This is a genomic window from Mediterraneibacter sp. ICN-202921, from assembly GCF_037890075.1.
Classification (GTDB): domain Bacteria; phylum Bacillota; class Clostridia; order Lachnospirales; family Lachnospiraceae; genus Mediterraneibacter; species Mediterraneibacter massiliensis.
The window spans coordinates 1-22,076 of sequence record NZ_JBBKBE010000022.1; the positions used below are offsets into that span (position 1 = coordinate 1).

Genomic DNA, 22,076 nt, shown 5'->3' on the forward strand with positions numbered 1-22,076 from the left:
AAAGGTTGGACTTGGTTCTTTCAAGTCTTACCGTTTATACGCTCCGCATGTTCTTAACGAGGTTTCCCTCGAGTTTAGAACTGTTGGAGCTTCTTTGTTCGTCCGGACCAGAATTAACTACTAGCTAATTCTTATCCTTTTACTGTTCTTGGTTCGTTTTCCAAACCGTTCTTTGAATTTTCTCTTAAGAATTTTCAAGGATCGTTGTCTATTGTTCAGTTATCAAGGTTCTCCGTCTCGCTCTTTAGCGACAACTTCTTTATATTACCAAGCTCATTATCGCTTGTCAAGAACTTTTTTTATTTTTTTTGCTGTCCGTCAAGTGACAGCCTACATAATTTATCACATAACTTCTTATTTGTCAACAACTTTTTCAAAGTTGTTTTACCGTTGTTTTTGCTTCCGACTACGGTCGCTCTCCAATCCCTTGCGGCTCCCGTTCTCCTTCTGCTCTCAGTTATGTGCCTGTCGTTTTCAGCGACGAATGTTATCTTATCATCTCATTCGTAAATTGTCAATGTTTTTTCTCTTTTTTATATATTTCGCACAATTCAGGCAATTCAATCAATTCAGACGATATATCACTGTGTGTATAAATATATTTCCTTTTCTAGTTTAAGCCAGTCTTCCCGACTGCTTTTTTCTCTAATATTTCCGCACGCAAAAGGAGCTGTTCACTCTGGCAGACTATTATTCCGCCTTCGCGCCAGCTCCTTGGGTCACATTATATGTTCATAGTAACGTACTGTGCTTTTCTACAGTTTCATTGCTGTCTCATAAGCCGACCAGACTGCATCCATAACATTCGTTGGCTGATCTGCATCTCCGATCAGATATACATGATCGCCTTTGATTTTTTCATACAATGTATTTTCCGGTATGTAGCCTACCGATACCACAATATGATCTGCCGGAATCTCATGTTTCACTTTCATTCCCTGCACGCCCAGCGCAAACATTCGCTTTGCACGGTTTGCAGTATTCGGGTAGTTCTTCTCAGTTTCAACTACAGTTGCGATACCATCTTTATAACTTTCAACCACAGCATTTTTGATAACTTTTACTTTATAATAATCCAGAAGCTCCATCAACATGTTGTAATTTGCCGCAGACAGACCAAACGCATTTAATATGGTTTCTGTCATTTCTACTATCGTAACTTTTTTGCCTTCCTTCCCAAGCATGTAGGCAATCTCACATCCCGTCAGACCTCCTCCTACGACCAGAACATTCTCACCGTCTACCTTTACATGCTGTAATGTATCTACCGCATAGGTCACATTTTCTGCATCAAATCCCGGAATAGCAAGCTTACGTTCTTTTGCGCCTGTTGCAACAAAGATTTCATCATAGCCGGAAGTCATCTCTTCCGTCACTTCTGTATTCAGATGTACATTTACTCCCAGATCACACATCTGTTTTCTGTACCATTTCAGCAAATTCTTGTCATCACCCTTAAATTCCGGAGCTGCAGCAGCAATAAATACACCGCCCAGTTCACTGTTCTTTTCATACAGATCCACTTCATGTCCACGTATCGCACATACACGAGCCGCTTCCATACCTCCAAGTCCGCCGCCGATCACGAGCACTTTCTTCTTTTGCTCCGCCGGCTGCAGCTCATACGATTTCTCACGTCCACATGCCGGATTTACTGCGCAGCTGATATCTTTGTCCTGGAAAATCCGACCCAGACAGCCCTGATGGCATGAAATACACGGACGTATATCATCCAGCCTTCCCTCATAAAATTTCTTGCCAAGTTCAGGATCCGCAAGCAGCGGACGTCCCATACCCATAATATCGATTTTGCCTTCGGCAATCTCTTTGTCTGCCAGTTCCGGATCATCAAAACGTCCGGCACAGACAACCGGAATAGATACAACCTCTTTTACCTTTTCCACATCTGCCAGATTGCATGCCTTCGGCATGTATACCGGCGGATGAGCCCAGAACCAGGAATCATAACTGCCGTTATCACAGTTGAGCATATCGTAGCCATAAGACTCCAGTAATTTGACAGCCTCTATTGCTTCTTCCAGATTTCTTCCTTTTTCCTCATATTCTTCTCCCGGGAGGGCACCACGGTTAAAGTCCTTTACATAACTGCGCACACTGAAGCGTAAAGAAACCGGAAAATCTTTGCCGCATTTTTCTTTGATCGCTTCCACGATTTCCTTCGGAAAACGCAGACGATTCTCCAAGCTTCCGCCATATTCATCGTCTCTCTTATTATAGAAACCAATTGCGAACTGATCCAGCAGATATCCTTCATGTACAGCATGGATTTCCACACCGTCTCCACCTGCCTGCTGCACCTCATAGGCTGCCTGTGCAAAGTTCTTGACATAGAGATGAATCTCATCTTTCGTGATGCCACGGTTTTTGATCGTCGGATCCCATACATTCTGGATCGGAGCCGGCGCCGGAAGCATCTTCCATGAGATTTCATTTTCCAGATGTGCTGCTCTTCCTGTCATAGCAGTCAACTGAATAAAGATTTTAGAGCCATATTTGTGAATTCCTTCTGTCAGGTATTTCATTTGCTCAATATATTCTTCGGGGTGATTCACCGGATTCATAAACGGCATAGGGATAATCGGTGCAAGTCCCGTAATGATCAGACCGGTTCCTCCTTTCGCACGTTCAATATAGTAATCCGCTCCGTCTTTGGTATAAGCGCCGGTCTTCGGATTCATCAGCCGCGGTGAAAAGACACCCATAGGCATCATCGCAATACGATTCGGGAGTTCTACGCCTCCGACTTTTACCGGTGAAAATAAATGTTCATATTTCGTTGCCATCTGTACTTCCTCCTTTTTAAACTGCTTCTCGCTATTTTCATTGATTCAGAAAGCGCCGCTTTGTTGTCTGTGTATTCCGATATATAGGCGCGAATTTCCGAATCTTTCTTAATAGTAATCATAGCACAGACTATAAAAAATAACTATGGTAACAGAATACAATTCGGCGAATATTATTTTGTTAAATATATACAAATACCTCTCTGCATATTTTCAAAAAGATAAATCACACAGACTTATCTTGTCAGGCGTTTCTCACCTATGGTATTCTATCTTTATAAATTTAAGAAAGTCGAGAATATTTTATGAAACCTCAAACAAACAGACAAAAGCAGGCGCTTGCCACAAAGCAAAAAATTTTTACATGTGCGCTTGCCCTCTTTGCCAAGAAAGCTTATGAGACGATTACTGTACAGGAAATCTGTTCAACCGCAGAAGTATCTGTGGGGGCTTTTTATCATCATTTCAAAAGCAAAGACGATATATTAGAAGAAGGGTATCATCTATTTGATGCACAGACAGAAGAAGAATGGGAACATTCTCACCCGGATGCTTCCATTGACAGGATCCGTTTTCTCGTTTCTATCCAGACTAATTCGATGCGTAAGATGGGACCTTTTGCAGCTATGCAGTATTTTAAGAACCAACTTTCCTGCTCAGAGAAATATATTCTGAATCCTTCTCGTTTCTTCTATCAGAAAATTCAAGAATCCATTCAATCCGGAATCGACTCTGCTGTATTGAATGGATCTGCCGCGGAGATTACCGAGGAGATTCTCTGCCTGACCCGTGGGATCATCTACGACTGGGGATTACATGAAGGTTCTTATTCTCTGGAAAATCGTACAGCAAAGATGCTGGATATTTTATTAGAGCATTACGCCCATTAAAAATAGAAGAACTGCCTTGGATCCGGATTTCTTAATTCTTTGATCCATAGGCAGTCCCTCTGTTTTTATACAATTGCTAAGTTTATTATTCTAAATCCTTATATAAAATCTATGGCATCTCTGATCGTCTTCACACCCACGATTTTGATCCCCGCAATCCCCTTTGCCATTTTTTGTGAAACAGCGGGCAGGATGCAGGTTTCAAAGCCTAACTTCTTTGCCTCTGCCACTCGCTGCTCCGGCATATTCACTGCACGCACTTCTCCGCTTAGTCCTACTTCACCGAATACGATCACTTTTTCATCTATGGGGTGATTTTTATAGCTGGACACTAAAGCCATCACGATCCCCAGATCAATCGCCGGCTCATTCATCCGGATCCCCCCTGCTATATTGACATATGCATCATAACCGGACAGCGGAAGTCCGATCCGCTTTTCCAACACGGCCATCAAAAGATTGACTCTGTTATAATCACACCCTGCCGCCGTACGCCTTGGCATACCGAAATTGCTTTTGCACACCAATGCCTGTATCTCTATCAGGATCGGCCGGGTACCTTCCATAGAACATGCCACAACCGAACCGGAGGCATTCTCTGGTTTCCCGCTCAGCATGTATTCCGATGGATTTTCCACCTCATTGAGTCCATTCTGACGCATTTCAAACACACCAATCTCATTAGTCGAGCCAAATCTATTTTTTACAGCGCGCAAAATGCGGTAAGACGCATGCCGATCCCCTTCAAAATACAGCACAGTATCTACCATGTGTTCCAGGACACGAGGTCCTGCAACGGTTCCTTCTTTCGTCACATGTCCGACTATGAAAATAGGAATGCAGAGTCCCTTTGCCAACTGCATACATACATTCGTAGATTCTCTTACCTGGGATACGCTTCCCGGAGCAGAAGTGACTTCTTCACTGTACATCGTCTGGATGGAATCGATGATCACCAATTCCGGTCTCTCTTTCTCAATGACCTCCCGGATGATCCCCAGATTTGTCTCGCATAGAAGCAGCAAATTTTCTGTAAATTCTCCCATGCGGTTTGCCCGCAGTTTAATCTGCGTCTGTGACTCCTCACCGGAAATATAAAGGATCTTCTTCATCTCAGCCAGTTTCTGACACACCTGCAGTAACAGTGTAGATTTTCCGATCCCGGGATCTCCTCCCACCAGGACAAGAGATCCCGGAACAATCCCACCGCCCAATACCCTATCCAGTTCCTTGATCGTTGTCTCAATACGCACATCATCCGATGCGCTCACTTTAGACAGCGAAACCGGCGCCGTCTCTCTGGCTGACCTTGCCGTCACCGTACTTGCGCGGCTGACACCGGCACTTATCTTTTCTTCCACGAAAGCATTCCATGCTCCGCACGCAGGGCACTGTCCCAGCCACTTTGCTTCTTCATGTCCGCAATTCTGGCAGAAAAATATACTTTTGTTTCCCTTTGCCATATTATACCGTACCTTTCATTCCGACTTTTCTTCTGGCTCTCTAATCCATTCCATTAAATTTGGGGTGGACGACAAACATCCACCCCAACTATTTGCTTACTTTAAAATCAGCACTTTTCCACCATTACCTTTGCGCTTTCATCTGCGCTTAGTTCAATACTCACACTAAGCTTTCCACTCAGATTGGTCGTCATTTTCCCTGCGGTTTTATCGTTGATCCATACTTCATATTCACTTTCCGGCTCCAGCTCCAGTGTAAACTGAACATCTTCAGGAGCCGTCACCTCAAAGACCACGCCTGTATCCGTCTCTTTAAATCTTTCTACACTGCTTCCCGGCACAGACTCATACACAAACATGCCGTTTTTCTCTAACTTCGTAATTTCAGAAAATGTCTTTACTTTATAAATATCGCCTTCAAATTCGAAATTATCTAGTTTTGTCTTGGACTGTAATGTATAATCCCCAAAACTAAGTGTTCCGTCTTCTTCCGTGCGTAATAACTCTTTTACTGCTGCCATTTTCCTTATCCTCCTAGGTATTTTGCAAATCTTCTGTTTTTGAAGCTCCTCCGCTTCTTATTTTATTTATTATATAATAAAACCACTCACTTTTCTACTGATTTTTTGCACAGTAAAACTGGATACCTTTCTTGGCGGCTCCGGCTTCTACCGTATCTCCTTCATGGATCTCCCCATTCAATACAGCCTCGGCGATCTTATCTTCCAGCTCTGTCTGGATCGCCCTTCTAAGCGGCCTTGCGCCATATTTGGCGTCTGTGCCTTTTTCTACGATATACTTCTTAGCCGACTCACGCAGCTTCAGCTGGATCTGCATTTGTTCTTGCAGCCGTTTTGTGAATTCTTTGCACATCAAAGAAACAATCTTCTTCATATGGATTTTTTCTAATGCATGGAAAACGATGATCTCATCTATACGATTTAAAAATTCCGGACGGAAGATCTGTTTTACCTCGTCCATTACGTTCTGCTTCATTTTTTTATAGTCGTCTGCCGGATCCTCTTTTACAGCAAATCCCAGTTTCTTAGGCTCTACGATCGCCTTTGCACCGGCATTGGAAGTCATGATGATCACAGTATTGGAGAAATCCACTTTCCTCCCCTGCGAATCTGTAATGTGACCGTCATCCAAAACTTGCAGCAATATATTAAACACATCCGGATGGGCTTTTTCGATCTCGTCAAACAAAATGACGGAATAGGGATGTGTCCGTACCTGGTCACTGAGCTGCCCGCCTTCCTCGTGTCCTACATATCCCGGAGGAGAACCAATCATCTTTGCCACAGAATGTTTCTCCATATATTCGGACATATCGACCCGTATCATCGACTCCTCGTTTCCAAACAGCGCTTCCGCAAGCGCTTTGGATAATTCCGTTTTTCCAACCCCGGTAGGACCAAGGAATAAAAAGGATCCGATCGGACGTTTTGGATCTTTCAAACCGACTCTTCCCCTTTTTACAGCCCGTGCCACCGCACTGACTGCCTCTTCCTGCCCGATCACTCTTTTATGCAGTTCCTGCTCCAATTTCTGCAGACGCTGCGCATCGCTCTCTGCCAGTTTCTGTACCGGTATTTTTGTCCAGACAGAGACAACCTCTGCTATATCCTGCTCTGTCACAGAGGGATGCAGACTGGAACTTTTCTTTGCAAACCGCTTTTTCATACCTTCCAGTTTCTTTTCTGCCTCTTTTTGTTCCTCCTGGATCTGTGCGGCTTCCTCAAACTGCCCTGCTTTTATCTTCTCTTCTTTCTGTCGGATCAGATCACGCACCGTCTCCTCTGTCTCTTTTAATCTTTCCGGAACTTTATATCCTTTCAAACTGATGCTGGAACATGCTTCATCCAGCACGTCGATAGCCTTATCCGGAAGGTTCCGGTCTGTAATATACCGTTTGGACATACTGACTGCGGCGCTGACAGCTTTCTCTGTAATCACAACATGGTGATGTTTCTCATATTTTTCTTTTAGACCTTCCAATATCTCCACACACTGTTCTGTTGTCGGTTCTTCTACGGAAACCGGCTGGAATCTACGTTCCAGAGCAGCGTCTTTTTCAATATATTTCCTGTACTCGGCAATGGTCGTTGCGCCGATCAGCTGCAGTTCACCTCTCGCCAATGATGGTTTCAAAATGCTGGAGGCGTCGATCGCGCCTTCCGCACCGCCCGCACCGATAATCGTATGGATCTCATCCAGAAATAAAATAACATGCCCGCTCGCCTCTACTTCTGCAATCAAACCTTTCATACGCTCTTCAAATTCCCCCCGATACTTGGAACCTGCGATCATACCAGGAAGATCCAGCGTATAGATCTTTTTCCTCTTCATCGTCTCCGGCACGACACCGGAGGCGATCCTCTGCGCCAGGCCCTCGATAATAGCAGTCTTTCCGACGCCGGGCTCTCCCACCAGACAGGGATTATTCTTTGTCCTGCGACCAAGCACCTGCATAAGCCGATAAATCTCCGCTTCACGCCCGACGACCGGATCCAGTCTCCCCTCTTCCGCCCTCTGCGTCAGATTCGTCCCATACTGCTCAAGCATGCTTCCTTTGCCTTTTGCCTCTTCCTGCAGTTCTTCCTGATATTCCCTGGCATCCACACCGACCGCCGTCATGATATCCTGAAAAATCTTCTGCAGATTAATGTTCAGTGTGATCAGCACCCTTGTAGCCACACACTCTACATCCCGTATCATAGAAAGGAGCAGATGTTCTGTTCCAATCTCCTTTGTATGAAGCCTCTGGGCTTCCTTTGCACTGTTTTCTAAAATATATACAAAACGTGGGCTCTCTTTCGGATTTTGTCCGTTTAGGACATCTGCCTTAGGTGAGATCAGCTCACCTATCAGACGGAGTATCTTTTCCTCCTCCACTCCGTTCTGTGACAGAATCTGCCCTGCCACGCCTGTATATTCATTCCTAAGTCCAAGCAGAAGATGTTCTGTCCCGACATAAGGATGTTTTAATTTTTTCGCCACTGTCTTCGCATATTGAATAGCATGCAGCGCCTGCTTTGTATACTGATCCTGCATATATCCCTCCTGTTATTCGTATTCATCAAAGATCTCGTCTACCAGAGTGTGGATCTCTTCCCGCGAAATATTCTTGCATCTGCCTTTCGCCAGAATGATCTGCATCTGGTGTTTCATCTCTTCCAACGCCTGTAGCTTATCGATATTCAATGCAATGACTGCGCCGCGTCGTTTATCCAGACTGATAAATCCCTCCTGCTTTAAGACGCTGTATGCCTTATTGACCGTATGCATATTGATACCGACTGTGTCCGCAAGCTGTCTGACCGACGGCAGAGAATCTCCTTCCTGCATTTTAGATGTTGCGATTCCCAGGATGATCTGATTGCGAAGCTGTATATAAATTGCCTCTTCACTGTTAAAATCTATTTCTATCAGCATGTTCTCTTCTCCTCACTGCATTGTTATAGATATCATAGCACAAGCTTTTTACTAATTCAATATATAAACAACTCTATGCATTTCACTCCTTTATTTCTATAATAATTCTAACAAAAAGAGAACAGCATCCAAAACATCAGTTGCTGTCCTCTGTAAGTAAGATTTTTTCATATATGCTTCTTTTCTTTAACATATAAAATCTATACCAATCATTCTATATACGACAATATAAACAGATCCATCTTACCCTTTAAAGATAATTTTCCATATTCAGCTGGAACAAATATTGTTTCACCTGGATGAAGCGAAATATCATTAATATAGCCCGAACCATCTCCGCATAGAATAAACATAAATTTATCATCTTGAAACTCAGCTGTTTCATCACTCTTAATCCTTCTCGCCACATATTCTCCTGGTTCTGCATAATAATCATATAACAAACATCCATTTTGTTTATAAGGAATAGGCTGAACATACTCAACAGGGTTATCTGGTATTGGAACCGTATCTAAGACCTCCTTAATATGTAATTTTCTATTTGGATCATTTCTCCCCCTGTCATAAAGTCTATATGTTACATCTCCATTGGTTGACCAGGCAACATCTATATTTTGTCCATCTCCACTCCCACCATGTAACTGTCCATATGGTACTGGATGAAATTCTCCAACTTTTCGTTCTTCTCTACCCATTAAATTTTCAAAGTCACCTGCTTCAACCATTTCTATAAATTCTTCTCTTGTTTTCGCCACATGCCCAACTCTGGCTGTATAATACTCATCCTTTGCCTCTATTTCAACTCCTCCTTCTATTTTCCCACGCATACCTTCATGGACAAGTGCATAGTCATCATGAGGATGTAAATGAATAGATAACGGTGCTGCCGCACAGCAAGTCACCAATCTTACCGGAAGATCCTCTGCCTGGCATTGAAAAAGTGCTCTATTTTTATGATAAAATTCAGATAAATATTCTCCCGTTTCCATTTTATTATCAAGATGACCTGGAATAGCAATAACATGATAAACCTGTGCTATATTTTTCAAGTCTGTCTTGTAATGGAATTTTTCTCTGATTTTTTGTCCGCCCCATACCCTTTCTTCTAAAATTGGTTCTACTCTATAAATTTTTTTTCCATTTTTCCTCCATAATTTCTATTTTCATCTCATCTACTATTTACAGGTTAATTTTCGAACTGGATTTTCCTGCAAAATTTCATAGTATGAATGCAGTATCATATCATATATTAACTTTTCATTCTGTTCCATTAGATTTAATCCACATACTGTTTCAATCGTCTTTTCTATTCCTTCTTCTTTTACTTTTGACACAATATCTCCGTTTGTTTTATCTGAATAGAAAAAGCCATATGCTGCACACTTACATATGAAGTACGGAAAAATATGATACTTCATACATAATAGAGCAGGTCCGATAAAGCGTTCATTTCTAGATAACTTACGAATTGGATCCGCACCCACACGATCAACAAAATCTTGTAAATTATCATCTTGATAGCTTTTCCAGGTATCTGTCAAATCTGCCTCTGAATATTTTGTAGATGCCCCATATAATTTTGCCAATGCATTATCACCTTCTTCCGAGGCATAAAATGCATATTTACTAATTTGATCATCTCTGGCGCATTCATAGATAAACTGTTTTCCATAATATTTTCCCATAAATGCTAATGAGCAGTGTAATGTGTTTGCCTTCCATATTTTCAATCTCATAATTTTAAGAGTATCTTCTTCCAGAATAAAAAAATCAGGAAGTTCCTCACTTCTAAAAGCTTCTGTAATACACCGATTTACCTGTAATGTCGGCCTATTGCCGCCTTGTATGCTCAGCTTATCTTTCATCTCCTGTTCCACTGTCGGCATAGAACTCACTCTAAGTATGATAGATTCTACAAACAAGAAATACTTTTTATAATATTCGATTTCATTCTCATTTAAGAACATTCTCATTAGAACATCATATTTTTCTTTTAATCCAACATAATTACTTCCTAAGGTGATTACAATTCTTTTATCCCTTTGCCTGTCCATATTTCTTCTAAGTAGCTCTGTGAAATCTTTTGCTAGCTGCTCAAATGCATCCGGAAAAACCGCTGTCATTATTAAATCCGCCTTTTCCATAGCTTCTAAATATTCCTCATGTTGAGAAAGTGGATGTAATACTTGATATTTATCTACTACCACAATTTCTTCATGACCATGATCATCATATTTATACACCGTATAATATTTTTGATCACGCATTTTTTCAACTAACTCTTTATCAACATCAACATAAGTAATATCTATTCCTTCGTCGTATAATAATTCTCCTACGTATCCTCGCCCAGATTTACCTGCGCCTATAACAACTACATTTTTAATTTTTTTCATCGTCTTAACTTCCTTAATCTGTTAAAATATATTGACTGCCGCCCCTAGGATTCCTATTACAAAAATTCCCAGAAATATATATATAATTTTAACCCTTTTCTTTAATAATCTAGTAATTACATATGTTAATCCTAATGATAGAATTCCAGGGACTATACCGTCTATCATTTCTAGAATATTTACTGTCTGATCAGAAATAGTCATGGATACGTTCAAAGGTACTGCAACATTTGCCGCAACCATGTATCCAACCATAATCAATCCCACTATAGATGCCGCACGAATAATACTGGACATAATATTATTTTCTTCTGCTTGTGTTATGATTTTATCTCCCATTTTATATGAAGAATATAGTAAGACATACCTCACAATATAACTGGGTATATTAAATAACAGGAAAAATAATAATGGTCCAAATGCATTTCCTGACATACATAACGGGAGCGCAACGCCTGCAGAGACCAATCTCCATGTAACCCAGAAAATTGAATCACCAATTCCTGAAAGCGGGCCTTGCAGAGCAGCTCTTATAGCTGCAATAGATGACACGTCAAAGCCTGGATTTTTTGCAGCTTCCTTTTCCATATTCATAAATAAACTATAAATAATCGGCGCCATTTGAGGGTTGATATTCATCAATCCCTGCTCTCTCTTCAAAGCTGCGATTTTTCTTTCTTTATCTTCTGAATCTGGATAAAGCCAGTTAATAAATGGATATAATATCCACGTAGTCGCATTTCCGCACCATCTACTATAAGACCATAACATACCATAATTCTGTGAACGCCAATAAATACGTTTTAAAATTTTTAACTCCCCTTTCGGAATTCCTTCTTTTAATCTACTCATCAAAAAACCCCTCCTCTCCACTGTCTGCCATCACTAAATTTTCTTCCCGGACTTCTGCCGTATTCTTCATTTTCTTTGGTGTATAATAATAATCCAGTGTCGCCAAAACAACTGCAAGTATTGAAAGGAATAAAACATTTATCCCTGTATATTTGGTCACAAAAAAACCGAGAATAAAGAAAATAGCAAATTTGTTATTCCACAATAACGAAAGCATCATGCCTAATCCTATAGCCGGGAGCATGGATCCTACAGCCGTTATCCCATCTAATATAAATTGAGGCATACTATCCAGAACTGAATTTACGAAACTGCCCCCAAACATAACCGCAATAAATGTAATAATTGTTCCAGGCATAAGCATAATTGCATGACACAAAAATGCGCTAACACTATACATAAACTGATTATCTTTTTCAAGGAACTTGTCTGGAATTGGTTGAAGTAAATCTCCAATTACAGGCTCAAACCCACGGAATATTTGTCCTATAGCACCTATCGGAATTGCCAATGCAATTGCCTCTTCATTAGATAAACCTGAAAGAATTGCCATGGCTACAGCAATGGCTGATGAAGTACATGCATCCGTTCCTGCTGTTCCTCCTACATTTGTAATTCCTAAATACATAACTTCTAACTGTGCTCCTAAAATACAACCAGTTTGGAAATCTCCTAAAAGTACCCCTACGAGAGGGCCTACTATAATCGGTCTTCCCACCATAATAAGTGGAAATGTATACCCGCCTGTATATCCAAACCATACAACTGCAGCAACAGATAACGCTGATATTAACATATTCTTTCTCCCTCCTTTAAAATTCCAGTTGTTTCTTAGGCTGAGATGGCACAACCTGACAATAACATTCAATACCTCTATTTTGAATCTGTTTCATTACTTTCTCGTCATCTTCATCCAATAAAAGATACCCTGGAACAATTACCTTTTTATTAGGTGTATTTGTCTTCATTAACAAACCATATCCCGCAAAATTTACTGCTTTAATTTCCGGGACATGCATACACAATTTTAAAATATCCTGAGGTGTTCTGCACAAAACAAAAATTTTCAGTTTAGCAGATCGTTCATCATTTAACAACTGTGCTGCTTTTTCCAATGTAACGATCGCGGTTTTTAAATTAGAAGGTACTATCATCTTAAGTGCAGATACTTGAAGTGAATCATTTGCGACCTCATCACAGGCAACAATAACATGTGTTGATCCCAATAATCCAATCCAATTCGTCAAAGTCTGTCCATGAATTAATCTTTCATCTAATCTTACTCCAACTATCATTTTTCTTCTCCTCTCAAAAAAATGTATCTTCCTTTTGATCTAAATCTTCCATTTCTTCCAAACACATACATTTCGTACCTAGTTTTGATATTTCTACAATTTCTTTAATTTTTTTCTGACTCACTTCGTTTTCCGGCAATAAATAGAGTTCCAGCAAAAGGCCAAAATTCATACCTGTAATAAGATAAAATTTTCGATTTTTGAGTTTTTTCAAAAAAATTTGATTGACACTTCCCACCTCTAAATCCGTAAGTACAAGCAAAGTATCATTTTCTGAAAGTTCATCCATAAAACGATCCACATACTTTTCTGGATATTCTTCTTCCGTATATGCACATAGCGTATATACATTTTCCAATTCATTCATGATAAACTTTAAAGTTTCTTGCATACCTGATGCCATCCCCGCATGTGTAGCCAGTAGTATTTTTTTTGCCATTTTACTCCTCCTTCCTTTTCTTTCTATATACGATATTACCCCCTCTTTTTTTCTAAGTCAATCATTTATTTCATTTTTATTTATTATATATAAATATTTTGATTATTTTTGTTCATTTTGACGTTTTATGTTTTATTATTATGAATTTTTTGATTAATCATTGTATTTATAACCTTTCTTATGATATGATTTTTTATAATAAAAAATCATTATCTAATAGGAGGAGAATTATGTTATCAAATAAACTACGAGAACTTCATTCAACGCTTACCTATTCTGAAATTCGTATTGCTAACTATATATTAGCTAATAAAAACAATCTAGATATTTTAACCTCCAGGCAATTAGCCGATGCTATTGGTGTAAGTCAATCTACCATTACACGTTTTTCACAAAAAATGGGATATAGCTCCATAAGAAGTCTTCTCTTAGACTTTAAAATAGAAACTCTTTCTACAACGAATGATTTTGAAATACAAGAACACGAATCTAATATCATGACATGTGAAAAAATGAAAGATCTTTATATACAGACAATAGAGTCTACTTTTCAGAGTATAAAAGACAGTACTCTTGATAACATTGCCGATCGCTTTACAAAAGCCAATAAAATCCTTTGCTTCGGTACCTATAATTCTCAATTGATGGTTCATTATCTTTCCAACAAGCTACGAGAAATCGGCCTAAACTCATACTGTGAAAATGATTTCTACACAACCGCCTCCATCTTACGAGATATGACATCTTCTGATGTAGTATTTTTAATTTCTCATTCAGGAAAGTCATTATTTACATTAAGAATTGCAGAAATTGCTAAGAGTTATGGTATCCCTATTATTTCTATAGTAGGATCTAGTCAAAACAAATTAGGGACTATGTCTACTATTACCTTAGAATCTTCTTCCTTTGACATACCAACTACATTAAACAATTCTGCCATCAAATGTTCACAGCTTTATTTATTAGATTCTATCTTTTTCTCTATTTTTAAAAGAAATTTTGCTGCATATGACAGACTTGTCAATAAAATGTATGAGACTCTCGAAATTGAAATCGGGCAACGAAATATTTCACATAATCGAGTAAGAGACGATGATTAACCGCCATCCTCTCACACCCATCTAGTTTTGAAATATCAACTTGCCTCACTAAAGACAGAGTGTACTTATCTCAATATATACGGTCAGTTAACTCTTGCTGGATGCCCTTGCTTTCGACTATATCCTTCCCACTGCCGGGCGGCTTCTAGACTTTCACCGATTAGAAACGTGCGCCGTCAGGCGCACAACAATCATCTTGTCAAGTACTTTTATCTTTTTTATATTTTTGAATATGTCTTAAGTTGACGACATTGCTTGCATAGCAAGTGGTTTATTTGGATTTGTATCCAAAAAGGAGTATCGCACCAATCATTAGTGCGATACTCTATCTAGCAATCCACTTTTTTCACAATGTCCGAAGCAATTCTGCAAATTCATTTCCCAGACGTATCTCCGCTACATAGAATACTTCCCCGGTCATATACGCTTTCCAGTTCTCGTCAATCTCTATCTGCAGTTCTCCGCCCGGCATATGCACGATCACTTTATTTCCGCTTAATCCCAGTTTATACGCAACTCCGGCCGCAGCACATGCGCCTGTTCCATTCGCCATCGTATACCCTGCTCCGCGCTCATATGTCTCTATCGCAATGTTATTTCTGTCTATCACCTTCATGATCTCCGTATTCACTCTCTCCGGAAAATATCTGGCACACTCGGAATGTGTACCAATCTTGCAGACCAATTCTTTCGAAATTTCTTTCATCGGAATCACACAGTGTGGATTGCCGATAGACACACACGTCGCCGGATAAAGACTGTTCCCAAACACCATATCCTCGTTGATCACTTCTCTAGGCTCTCCAATCACCGGGATCTGACTGCTGTTAAAGCACAAAATTCCCATAGAGATCCGCAGCCTGCTGCCCACTTCATTTAAGTAAGCGATTTCCACCATGCCGCCGTCCGTCCTAAGAAGATACTGCTTCTTCTGGACATATTCTGCATCTTTTAAATATTTGGCAAATATGCGCACTCCATTTCCGCTTTTCTCAGCGATACTCCCGTCCGGATTCCAGATCCGCACCCCCATCTGCTTTTCGTCAAGAAGAGGTCCCTCCAGAATACCGTCTGCTCCTGCCCCTGTATGGCGGTCACACAGAGCTTTTACATTCTGCTCATTTAATGGCATTTCATTTTTATTTGGATCATATACCAAATAATCATTTCCAAGTCCATGATATCTTTCTAATTGTATTTTCATGCTCTCGCACACCTCCTATTTCTTTTATTATATCAAGCATTTTTTTCATATAGTACTTATATTATGCTTTCTATATTGCAAATAATGCTCTATAATATAAGAAATACCTATTTAGCAGACTTCTCATTTACAGCAAACCTGTATGATCCAAAATTTCTGGGAGGTTATCTGATGCCAAATTATAATAAGCGAGGCTATTTAAACAGTGATTTCCGTATTTTTCATCTGACCGATACTATGCAGAAGGAGTTCTCATTCCATTACCATGACTTCCACAAGATCACCATTTTTATCAAAGGGAATGTACAGTATTATGTCGAGGGAAAAACCTACACACTAAAACCATACGATATTGTCCTCGTAAACCGAAACGACATTCACCGGGTCCTAGCAGAGCCTGGTGTTCCCTATGAGCGGCTCATTGTCTATATATCTCCGTCTTTCATGCACGCTTACCGCAGCGAAGACTATGATCTAAGTCTCTGCTTCCAGAAAGCAAAAGAGGAACATTCCAACGTCCTTAGGATCCCCTCTCTTGAAAAAAGTACACTTTTCAAGATCGCCGGCAGACTGGAACATTCCTTTTCTGACACCGAATATGCAAACGACTTATATCGTCAGGTTTTATTTTTAGAATTTATGATCCATTTAAACCGCGCAGCTCTCAAAAACCGGATCGAATTTCTCGATACTGCTCTGTGTAATGAAAAAGTACTGGATATCCTGCATTATATTCATGCACATTTGACAGAACCACTTGATATAGAGCTGCTTTCTAAAACTTTTTATATCAGTAAATACCATATGATGCGGCTGTTTAAAGCTGAGACCGGATATACGATCAAATCCTACATCAATTGCCGGCGCCTTTTACTTGCGCGGGATCTCATCTGTACCGGCACTCCGGTCACACAGGCCTGCTTTGCCTGCGGTTTTCGCGACTACTCTACATTCTCAAGAGCATATAAGCAGCAGTTTCATGAGACGCCCCGCCAAGTCACGCCTCCCTTGGAAACTTGATCTCCATTTTCGTTCCTTGACCCTTGCTGCTGTCAACAGATACTTTTGCCCCATGCAGAAGCGCACCATGCTTTACAATGGACAATCCTAAGCCCGTTCCGCCGGTCTCCTTGGAATGACTTTTATCCACTCGGTAAAAACGTTCAAATATACGCTCCTGATGTTCTTTTGGAATACCGATACCAGTATCTGTTACGACTACTTTAGGACCTTCCAGCGTATTGCCGACCCATACCGCCACTTTTCCACCTTCCACATTATATTTGATCGCATTCTCACATAGATTATAGATCATCTCGTCTAGGATCTGCCTGATCCCAAAGTACATAACCGGCTCCCCCGTCACAGAAAGCTGTACTTTCTTATTCGACGCCTGGAGAGCAAGACGGCTTACGATCTCTCTGCACAGTTCAAATAAATCTACTTCTGATTTTTCCGTCTCAATAGATTCTTCATCCAGCTTGGATAATTTGATGATATCCTCCACCAACGTGATCAGACGCCTGGCTTCTTTATATATACGCTCTGAAAACTTTGGCATATCCGAAGGGCGCACCATACCGTTTTTCATGATCTCCGCGTAACCGGAAATAGAGGTAAGCGGTGTTTTCAGTTCATGGGAGACATTTGCCGAAAATTCCTTTCTCATATTGGCAACTGCTTCTTTTTCTTTATTTTGCCTGTCCATTGCTTCTAAAAAAGGAAGCAATTCTTCATAGACAGGATTTTCAAGAGGCGCTTCCAGATCGAGCTCATTGATCGGTTTGATCAGACGGGCGGTCTGCCATTTTGCCAGGAGCAAGGCGATCAAGATCATGACGACCATCAGCACTCCCATATACGGCAGTACGTGCACTGCCGTATATACGAGGCTGTCCATCGTCTTTGCAACACGAAGGACCGTGCCGTCATCCAGAAGAAGGGCATAATAGTATAATTCCTGGCCTACTGTATTGGACATCCGCACATCTTCACCGTATCCTTTTTTCAGCGCCTCTTTTACCTCTGCACGCTCCCTATGGTTCTCCTCTGTCTTTCCTGCGCTCTTTGAATCGTAGAGTACATTCCCGTTTTTATCGATCCGGGTCACACGAGTGTTTAAATCTACTTCATCCATCTTTTGCAGATACTGGGAGCCCGAGATATTGATCGCTGTACGGATATATCTTGCTTCCTGCCTGACTTCTTCCTGCAAAAGGGAAAGATTTCGGTTATATAAAAGTATCGACAGTAAAATATAAAAAAGAAGTAACGTTCCCACCAGCACAAAAACCATGCTTCTCTGGATCTTAGCCTTCATTTGCTCCTCCTGCTCGATATCCTACCCCTCTTACAGTCTCAATGATCCAGCCTTTATCTCCAAGTTTCTGACGCAGCGTACGGATATGCACATCCACCGTACGGGTCTCTCCGTCAAAATCATACCCCCATATATCCATCAGAAGCTGATCTCTTGTCAGCACAATATTCTGGTTTCTCATCAGTCTTTCAAGTAATTCAAACTCTTTAAGCGTTAAGGTCACCGGTTCTCCATCCACTGTCACTTCATGCTTTTTGACATTCATAAGTACACCTTCGATCTCCAGATCTGCCTTATCCGGTATCTGCCCGCTTCTTCTAAGAACCGCCTTGATCCTGGAAACCAGTTCCATCATCCCAAATGGTTTAGCCACATAGTCATCCGCTCCGGAGTCCAGTCCGATGACTTTATCATATTCCGCGCCTTTTGCCGTTACCATGATCACCGGAATATCCTTTGTCTTAGAAGAACCTTTCAGCTTTTTCAAGAGAGTCAGACCGTCATCACCTGGCAGCATAATATCAAGCAAAATAAGCTCTGGCGTATCGAACGCCAAAGCCTCCATAAATGCTTTGCCATCAGCAAACCCTTTTGCCTTTAGCCCTGTAGATTCCAATGTATATATCACAAGTTCGCGGATGTTGTCATCATCCTCTACGCAATAGATCATCTTATCTTCTCCTTCAATCCGCTTTTAAATCTTCGCGCCGTCTTTATGTACGCCTGTAATGGAAAATTCTACCCATTCTGCAATATTCGTAGCATGATCGCCGATACGCTCCAAATATTTTGTCACCATGATCAGATCAAAGATCTTGCCGCCGTTATGACCTTGTTCTTCTTTGATATAAGCGATCATCTCATCTCTGATCTCATTAAAATAACCGTCTACGGTATCATCTTCTAACATAACCTTCCGGGCAAGCTCCAGATCCTTCTGCACATATGCCGTTACGCTCTCACGCACCATTTTGCTTGCCGCAGCCGCCATAACGCCGATCTTCTTAATGTCTACCTCCGTTACCTGGTTGGCAGAAATCACAATTTCCGCTATATCAGCGGTCTGATCGCCGATACGCTCCATATCTGTGATCATCTTCAAAGCAGCGGAGATTCTCCTTAGGTCTTTCGCCACAGGCTGCTGCTGCAATAGAAGTTTCAGACACAGCCGCTCTATATCCTTTTCCATCTGATCGATCTCTTCGTCTGCTTCCATGACCGCCTTCGCCTGTTCTACGTTCCCCTGCTGCAAGGCCTCTGTCGCCTTTGCGATCGCAATCTCGCACAATTCCCCCATATGAGTAAGCTGTTCATCCAACAATTGTAACTGTCTGTCAAAACGATTTCGCATAAATCAACCAAACCTCCCTGTAATATAATCCTCTGTTCTTTTATCCGCCGGTATTGAAAACAACTTCTCTGTATCGTTGTATTCTATCACTTCACCTAACAGGAAAAACGCAGTATTGTCTGATACACGTACAGCCTGCTGCATATTATGTGTTACCATGACAATAGTATAATCTTTTTTCAATTCCATCGCAAGGTCCTCAATTTTAGATGTAGAAATCGGGTCTAACGCTGAAGTTGGCTCATCCATCAAAAGCACCTCCGGCTCTACTGCCAACGCACGTGCAATGCACAGTCTCTGCTGCTGGCCTCCCGACATACCAAGCGCGCTCTTCTTAAGCCGGTCTTTACATTCTTCCCATATCGCCGCGTTTCGCAGAGATTTTTCCACAATATCGTCTAATTTAGATTTAGAGCGTATCCCGTGTGTACGCGGGCCATAGGCGATATTGTCATATATACTCATTGGGAACGGATTCGGTTTTTGAAATACCATGCCCACTCTTTTCCTCAGTAGATTGACATCCATCCCTTTATAAATATTTTCTCCTTCTAAAAGAATCTCCCCTTCAATACGACACCCTTCCACAAGGTCGTTCATACGGTTGATCGATTTTAACAAGGTCGATTTCCCACAACCACTCGGTCCGATAAATGCCGTGATTTTATTTGCTTCTATCTCCAGATCTATATCTTTTAAAGCTTTAAAATCTCCGTAGTATAAATCCAAATTTTTAATACTGATCTTTCCCATTTTTTCTACCTTTCTATGCTTTTGTCAATTTTCTTGCGATCACGCTCGAAAGTGTATTGATCCCCACTACCAGAACGAGCAGTATGACCGCCGTCGCATACGCCTGATCCATATACAATCCTTCACTCGACAGATTATACATATGTACTGCCAGGGTACGGCCAGAACCCATCACGCTGGATGGTACTTTTGCCACAGTTCCCGCCGTATAGATAAGCGCCGCGGTTTCTCCCACGATTCTGCCGATCGCCAGGATCACACCTGCCAGGATCCCCGGGATCGCAGAAGGCAGAACAATACGAAATACGGTTCTAAGCTTTCCCGCTCCCACACCAAAGCTTCCTTCTCTGTAGGTATCCGGCACTGCTTTTAATGCTTCTTCTGTAGTCCGCATGATAAGCGGCAGTATCATGATCGCAAGAGTAAATGCCCCTGCAAGAATAGAAAAGCCCCAATCCAATGTATTGACAAAAAACAGCATGCCAAACAGTCCATATACGATCGACGGGATACCGGAAAGCGTCTCTGTCGTCAGGCGGATCACTCCGATGAATTTATTTCCTCTCCCCGCATATTCTACAAGAAAAATAGCAGAAAATATCCCGAACGGAACAGCCACAAGAAGAGACAGCAGCGTCATCACGACCGTATTGATAAGCGCCGGCATAAGTGACGCATTCTCCGACGTATAGTGCAGGGAAAATAAAGAAGGTTTAATATGCGGTAGCCCGTTTGCCAGTATATACACGATCAGAAACAGCAATACGACAAATGTCAGGAACGCAGCAAGCATGACAAGCAGCATAAGTATAAGGGAGCCCGGATGCTTCAGATAGGTTTTTAGTTTTTCTCTGACAGATATCTGATTACTCATTTCTTGTCCTCCTCTTTAACAGTGCTACACTGAAATTGATGATCAAAATAAATACGAACAGCACCACGCCGGTTGCGATCAGTGCTTCTCTGTGCAGTCCTGTCGCATATCCCATTTCTATTACGATATTCGCAGTCAATGTACGGACTCCTTTTAGCAGGCTGTCCGGTATCCATGTCTGGTTTCCCGCCACCATGATCACAGCCATTGTTTCGCCGATCGCGCGTCCTATGCCGAGTACGATCCCGGCGATCACTCCCGATTTTGCCGCAGGGATGACAACGGTGAAGATACTTCTCTCATGTGTAGCTCCAAGCGCCAGAGCACCTTCGTAATAATGTTCTGGTACTGCACGTATAGCACTCTCTGTTGTCCCGATAATCGTCGGCAGGATCATCATCCCGAGCAAAATGGAAGCTGTCAGAATCCCACTTCCATTTCCAGAAGTATTTACCACATCTGCCTGTTTCAATGTTCTTCCAAATTCACGTATCCATGGTACCAATACGACAAGCCCAAAAAATCCGTATACAACAGACGGGATGCCCGCAAGCAGCTCTGTCGCAGCTTTTAAAGGTTTATAAACCGCCTTCGGACAGTACATTGCCATAAAAACAGACGTCAGGATCCCAATCGGTACTCCAAATACAATTGCTCCCGCCGTCACATATAAACTTCCTATGATCATGGGCAAAACACCATACAGATTATTATTCGGTTTCCACAGCTTGCCCATAATAAATTCCACAATTCCAATCTCTTTCATCGCAGGGATACCATTTGCAAACAGAAACACACAAATGAGAGCTACCGCCAGCACCGAGGCGCAGGCGGCAATGAAGAACACTCCCTGCATGAATTTTTCAGTCCATGCTTTTGATTTCATATTTTCTTTTC

General features: G+C 41.4%; 21 protein-coding genes. 3 read left to right on the forward strand and 18 right to left on the reverse strand.

Annotation, left to right across the window (positions count from 1 at the left end; all coding sequences use genetic code 11):
* Positions 1–755 precede the first annotated feature (755 nt).
* Positions 756–2,804: an FAD-dependent oxidoreductase gene (locus WKT01_RS12670; RefSeq protein ID WP_340312587.1), complete on the reverse strand. Its 2,049-nt coding sequence runs from the start codon at positions 2,802–2,804 to the stop codon at positions 756–758.
* 305 nt (positions 2,805–3,109) lie between these two features.
* Here WKT01_RS12670 and WKT01_RS12675 point away from each other — a divergent pair, with 305 nt between their 5' ends.
* The gene (locus WKT01_RS12675) at positions 3,110–3,694 is read left to right on the forward strand and encodes a TetR/AcrR family transcriptional regulator (protein ID WP_340312589.1); all 585 of its coding nucleotides are present in this window, start codon (positions 3,110–3,112) and stop codon (positions 3,692–3,694) included.
* Between the two features lie 98 nt (positions 3,695–3,792).
* On the opposite strand, the gene radA is transcribed toward WKT01_RS12675, so the two are convergent.
* From radA to WKT01_RS12725, 10 genes are all read right to left on the reverse strand, one after another.
* Entirely contained in the window at positions 3,793–5,157 is a 1,365-nt protein-coding gene (gene radA / locus WKT01_RS12680; RefSeq protein ID WP_340312590.1) for a DNA repair protein RadA, read from the reverse strand.
* A gap of 107 nt (positions 5,158–5,264) precedes the next feature.
* Positions 5,265–5,678 carry an endosialidase gene (locus tag WKT01_RS12685; RefSeq protein ID WP_340312591.1) on the reverse strand — a complete coding sequence of 138 codons (414 nt, stop codon included), beginning with the start codon at positions 5,676–5,678 and terminating at the stop codon, positions 5,265–5,267.
* Between the two features lie 94 nt (positions 5,679–5,772).
* On the reverse strand, positions 5,773–8,214 hold the full coding sequence (locus tag WKT01_RS12690) for an ATP-dependent Clp protease ATP-binding subunit (RefSeq protein ID WP_340312592.1): 2,442 nt from the start codon (positions 8,212–8,214) through the stop codon (positions 5,773–5,775).
* Between the two features lie 12 nt (positions 8,215–8,226).
* Positions 8,227–8,595: a GntR family transcriptional regulator gene (locus WKT01_RS12695; protein ID WP_059066844.1), complete on the reverse strand. Its 369-nt coding sequence runs from the start codon at positions 8,593–8,595 to the stop codon at positions 8,227–8,229.
* Between the two features lie 209 nt (positions 8,596–8,804).
* The gene (locus tag WKT01_RS12700; protein WP_340312593.1) at positions 8,805–9,644 is read right to left on the reverse strand and encodes a mannose-6-phosphate isomerase; all 840 of its coding nucleotides are present in this window, start codon (positions 9,642–9,644) and stop codon (positions 8,805–8,807) included.
* Between the two features lie 126 nt (positions 9,645–9,770).
* A complete protein-coding gene (locus WKT01_RS12705) occupies positions 9,771–10,991 on the reverse strand; it encodes a hypothetical protein (protein ID WP_340312594.1) in 1,221 nt (406 codons plus the stop codon).
* Between the two features lie 21 nt (positions 10,992–11,012).
* Positions 11,013–11,843 carry a PTS system mannose/fructose/sorbose family transporter subunit IID gene (locus WKT01_RS12710; RefSeq protein WP_340312595.1) on the reverse strand — a complete coding sequence of 277 codons (831 nt, stop codon included), beginning with the start codon at positions 11,841–11,843 and terminating at the stop codon, positions 11,013–11,015.
* The gene (locus tag WKT01_RS12715; RefSeq protein WP_340312597.1) at positions 11,836–12,639 is read right to left on the reverse strand and encodes a PTS mannose/fructose/sorbose/N-acetylgalactosamine transporter subunit IIC; all 804 of its coding nucleotides are present in this window, start codon (positions 12,637–12,639) and stop codon (positions 11,836–11,838) included. The genes WKT01_RS12710 and WKT01_RS12715 overlap by 8 nt, the downstream gene beginning before the upstream one ends.
* A 16-nt stretch (positions 12,640–12,655) precedes the next feature.
* Positions 12,656–13,138: a PTS system mannose/fructose/N-acetylgalactosamine-transporter subunit IIB gene (locus WKT01_RS12720; RefSeq protein WP_340312599.1), complete on the reverse strand. Its 483-nt coding sequence runs from the start codon at positions 13,136–13,138 to the stop codon at positions 12,656–12,658.
* A gap of 13 nt (positions 13,139–13,151) precedes the next feature.
* On the reverse strand, positions 13,152–13,577 hold the full coding sequence (locus WKT01_RS12725; protein ID WP_340312601.1) for a PTS sugar transporter subunit IIA: 426 nt from the start codon (positions 13,575–13,577) through the stop codon (positions 13,152–13,154).
* A gap of 230 nt (positions 13,578–13,807) precedes the next feature.
* Here WKT01_RS12725 and WKT01_RS12730 point away from each other — a divergent pair, with 230 nt between their 5' ends.
* On the forward strand, positions 13,808–14,677 hold the full coding sequence (locus tag WKT01_RS12730; RefSeq protein WP_340312602.1) for a MurR/RpiR family transcriptional regulator: 870 nt from the start codon (positions 13,808–13,810) through the stop codon (positions 14,675–14,677).
* A gap of 346 nt (positions 14,678–15,023) precedes the next feature.
* On the opposite strand, the gene dapF is transcribed toward WKT01_RS12730, so the two are convergent.
* On the reverse strand, positions 15,024–15,881 hold the full coding sequence (dapF, locus tag WKT01_RS12735) for a diaminopimelate epimerase (protein ID WP_340312604.1): 858 nt from the start codon (positions 15,879–15,881) through the stop codon (positions 15,024–15,026).
* A 171-nt stretch (positions 15,882–16,052) separates the two neighbouring features.
* Here dapF and WKT01_RS12740 point away from each other — a divergent pair, with 171 nt between their 5' ends.
* The gene (locus WKT01_RS12740; RefSeq protein WP_340312605.1) at positions 16,053–16,901 is read left to right on the forward strand and encodes an AraC family transcriptional regulator; all 849 of its coding nucleotides are present in this window, start codon (positions 16,053–16,055) and stop codon (positions 16,899–16,901) included.
* Here the strand turns inward: WKT01_RS12740 and WKT01_RS12745 are convergent.
* From WKT01_RS12745 to pstC, 6 genes are read right to left on the reverse strand one after another with little or no spacing between them, the layout of a single operon-like run.
* Positions 16,879–18,201, reverse strand: coding sequence for a sensor histidine kinase (locus WKT01_RS12745; protein WP_340312606.1), 1,323 nt, complete (start codon positions 18,199–18,201; stop codon positions 16,879–16,881). The two genes, WKT01_RS12740 and WKT01_RS12745, sit on opposite strands and share 23 nt — an antisense overlap.
* The gene (locus WKT01_RS12750) at positions 18,191–18,871 is read right to left on the reverse strand and encodes a response regulator transcription factor (protein WP_340312607.1); all 681 of its coding nucleotides are present in this window, start codon (positions 18,869–18,871) and stop codon (positions 18,191–18,193) included. The genes WKT01_RS12745 and WKT01_RS12750 overlap by 11 nt, the downstream gene beginning before the upstream one ends.
* Before the next feature lie 24 nt (positions 18,872–18,895).
* Positions 18,896–19,552 (reverse strand): phosphate signaling complex protein PhoU, encoded by a 657-nt coding sequence (gene phoU / locus WKT01_RS12755; protein ID WP_117974974.1) that lies wholly within the window; start codon positions 19,550–19,552, stop codon positions 18,896–18,898.
* Positions 19,553–19,555: 3 nt separating this feature from the next.
* Entirely contained in the window at positions 19,556–20,305 is a 750-nt protein-coding gene (pstB, locus tag WKT01_RS12760) for a phosphate ABC transporter ATP-binding protein PstB (RefSeq protein WP_117974973.1), read from the reverse strand.
* Between the two features lie 13 nt (positions 20,306–20,318).
* A complete protein-coding gene (pstA, locus tag WKT01_RS12765) occupies positions 20,319–21,179 on the reverse strand; it encodes a phosphate ABC transporter permease PstA (protein WP_059066779.1) in 861 nt (286 codons plus the stop codon).
* Positions 21,172–22,065: a phosphate ABC transporter permease subunit PstC gene (pstC, locus tag WKT01_RS12770; protein WP_059066778.1), complete on the reverse strand. Its 894-nt coding sequence runs from the start codon at positions 22,063–22,065 to the stop codon at positions 21,172–21,174. Before pstC ends, pstA begins: the two co-directional genes overlap by 8 nt.
* Positions 22,066–22,076 lie beyond the last annotated feature (11 nt).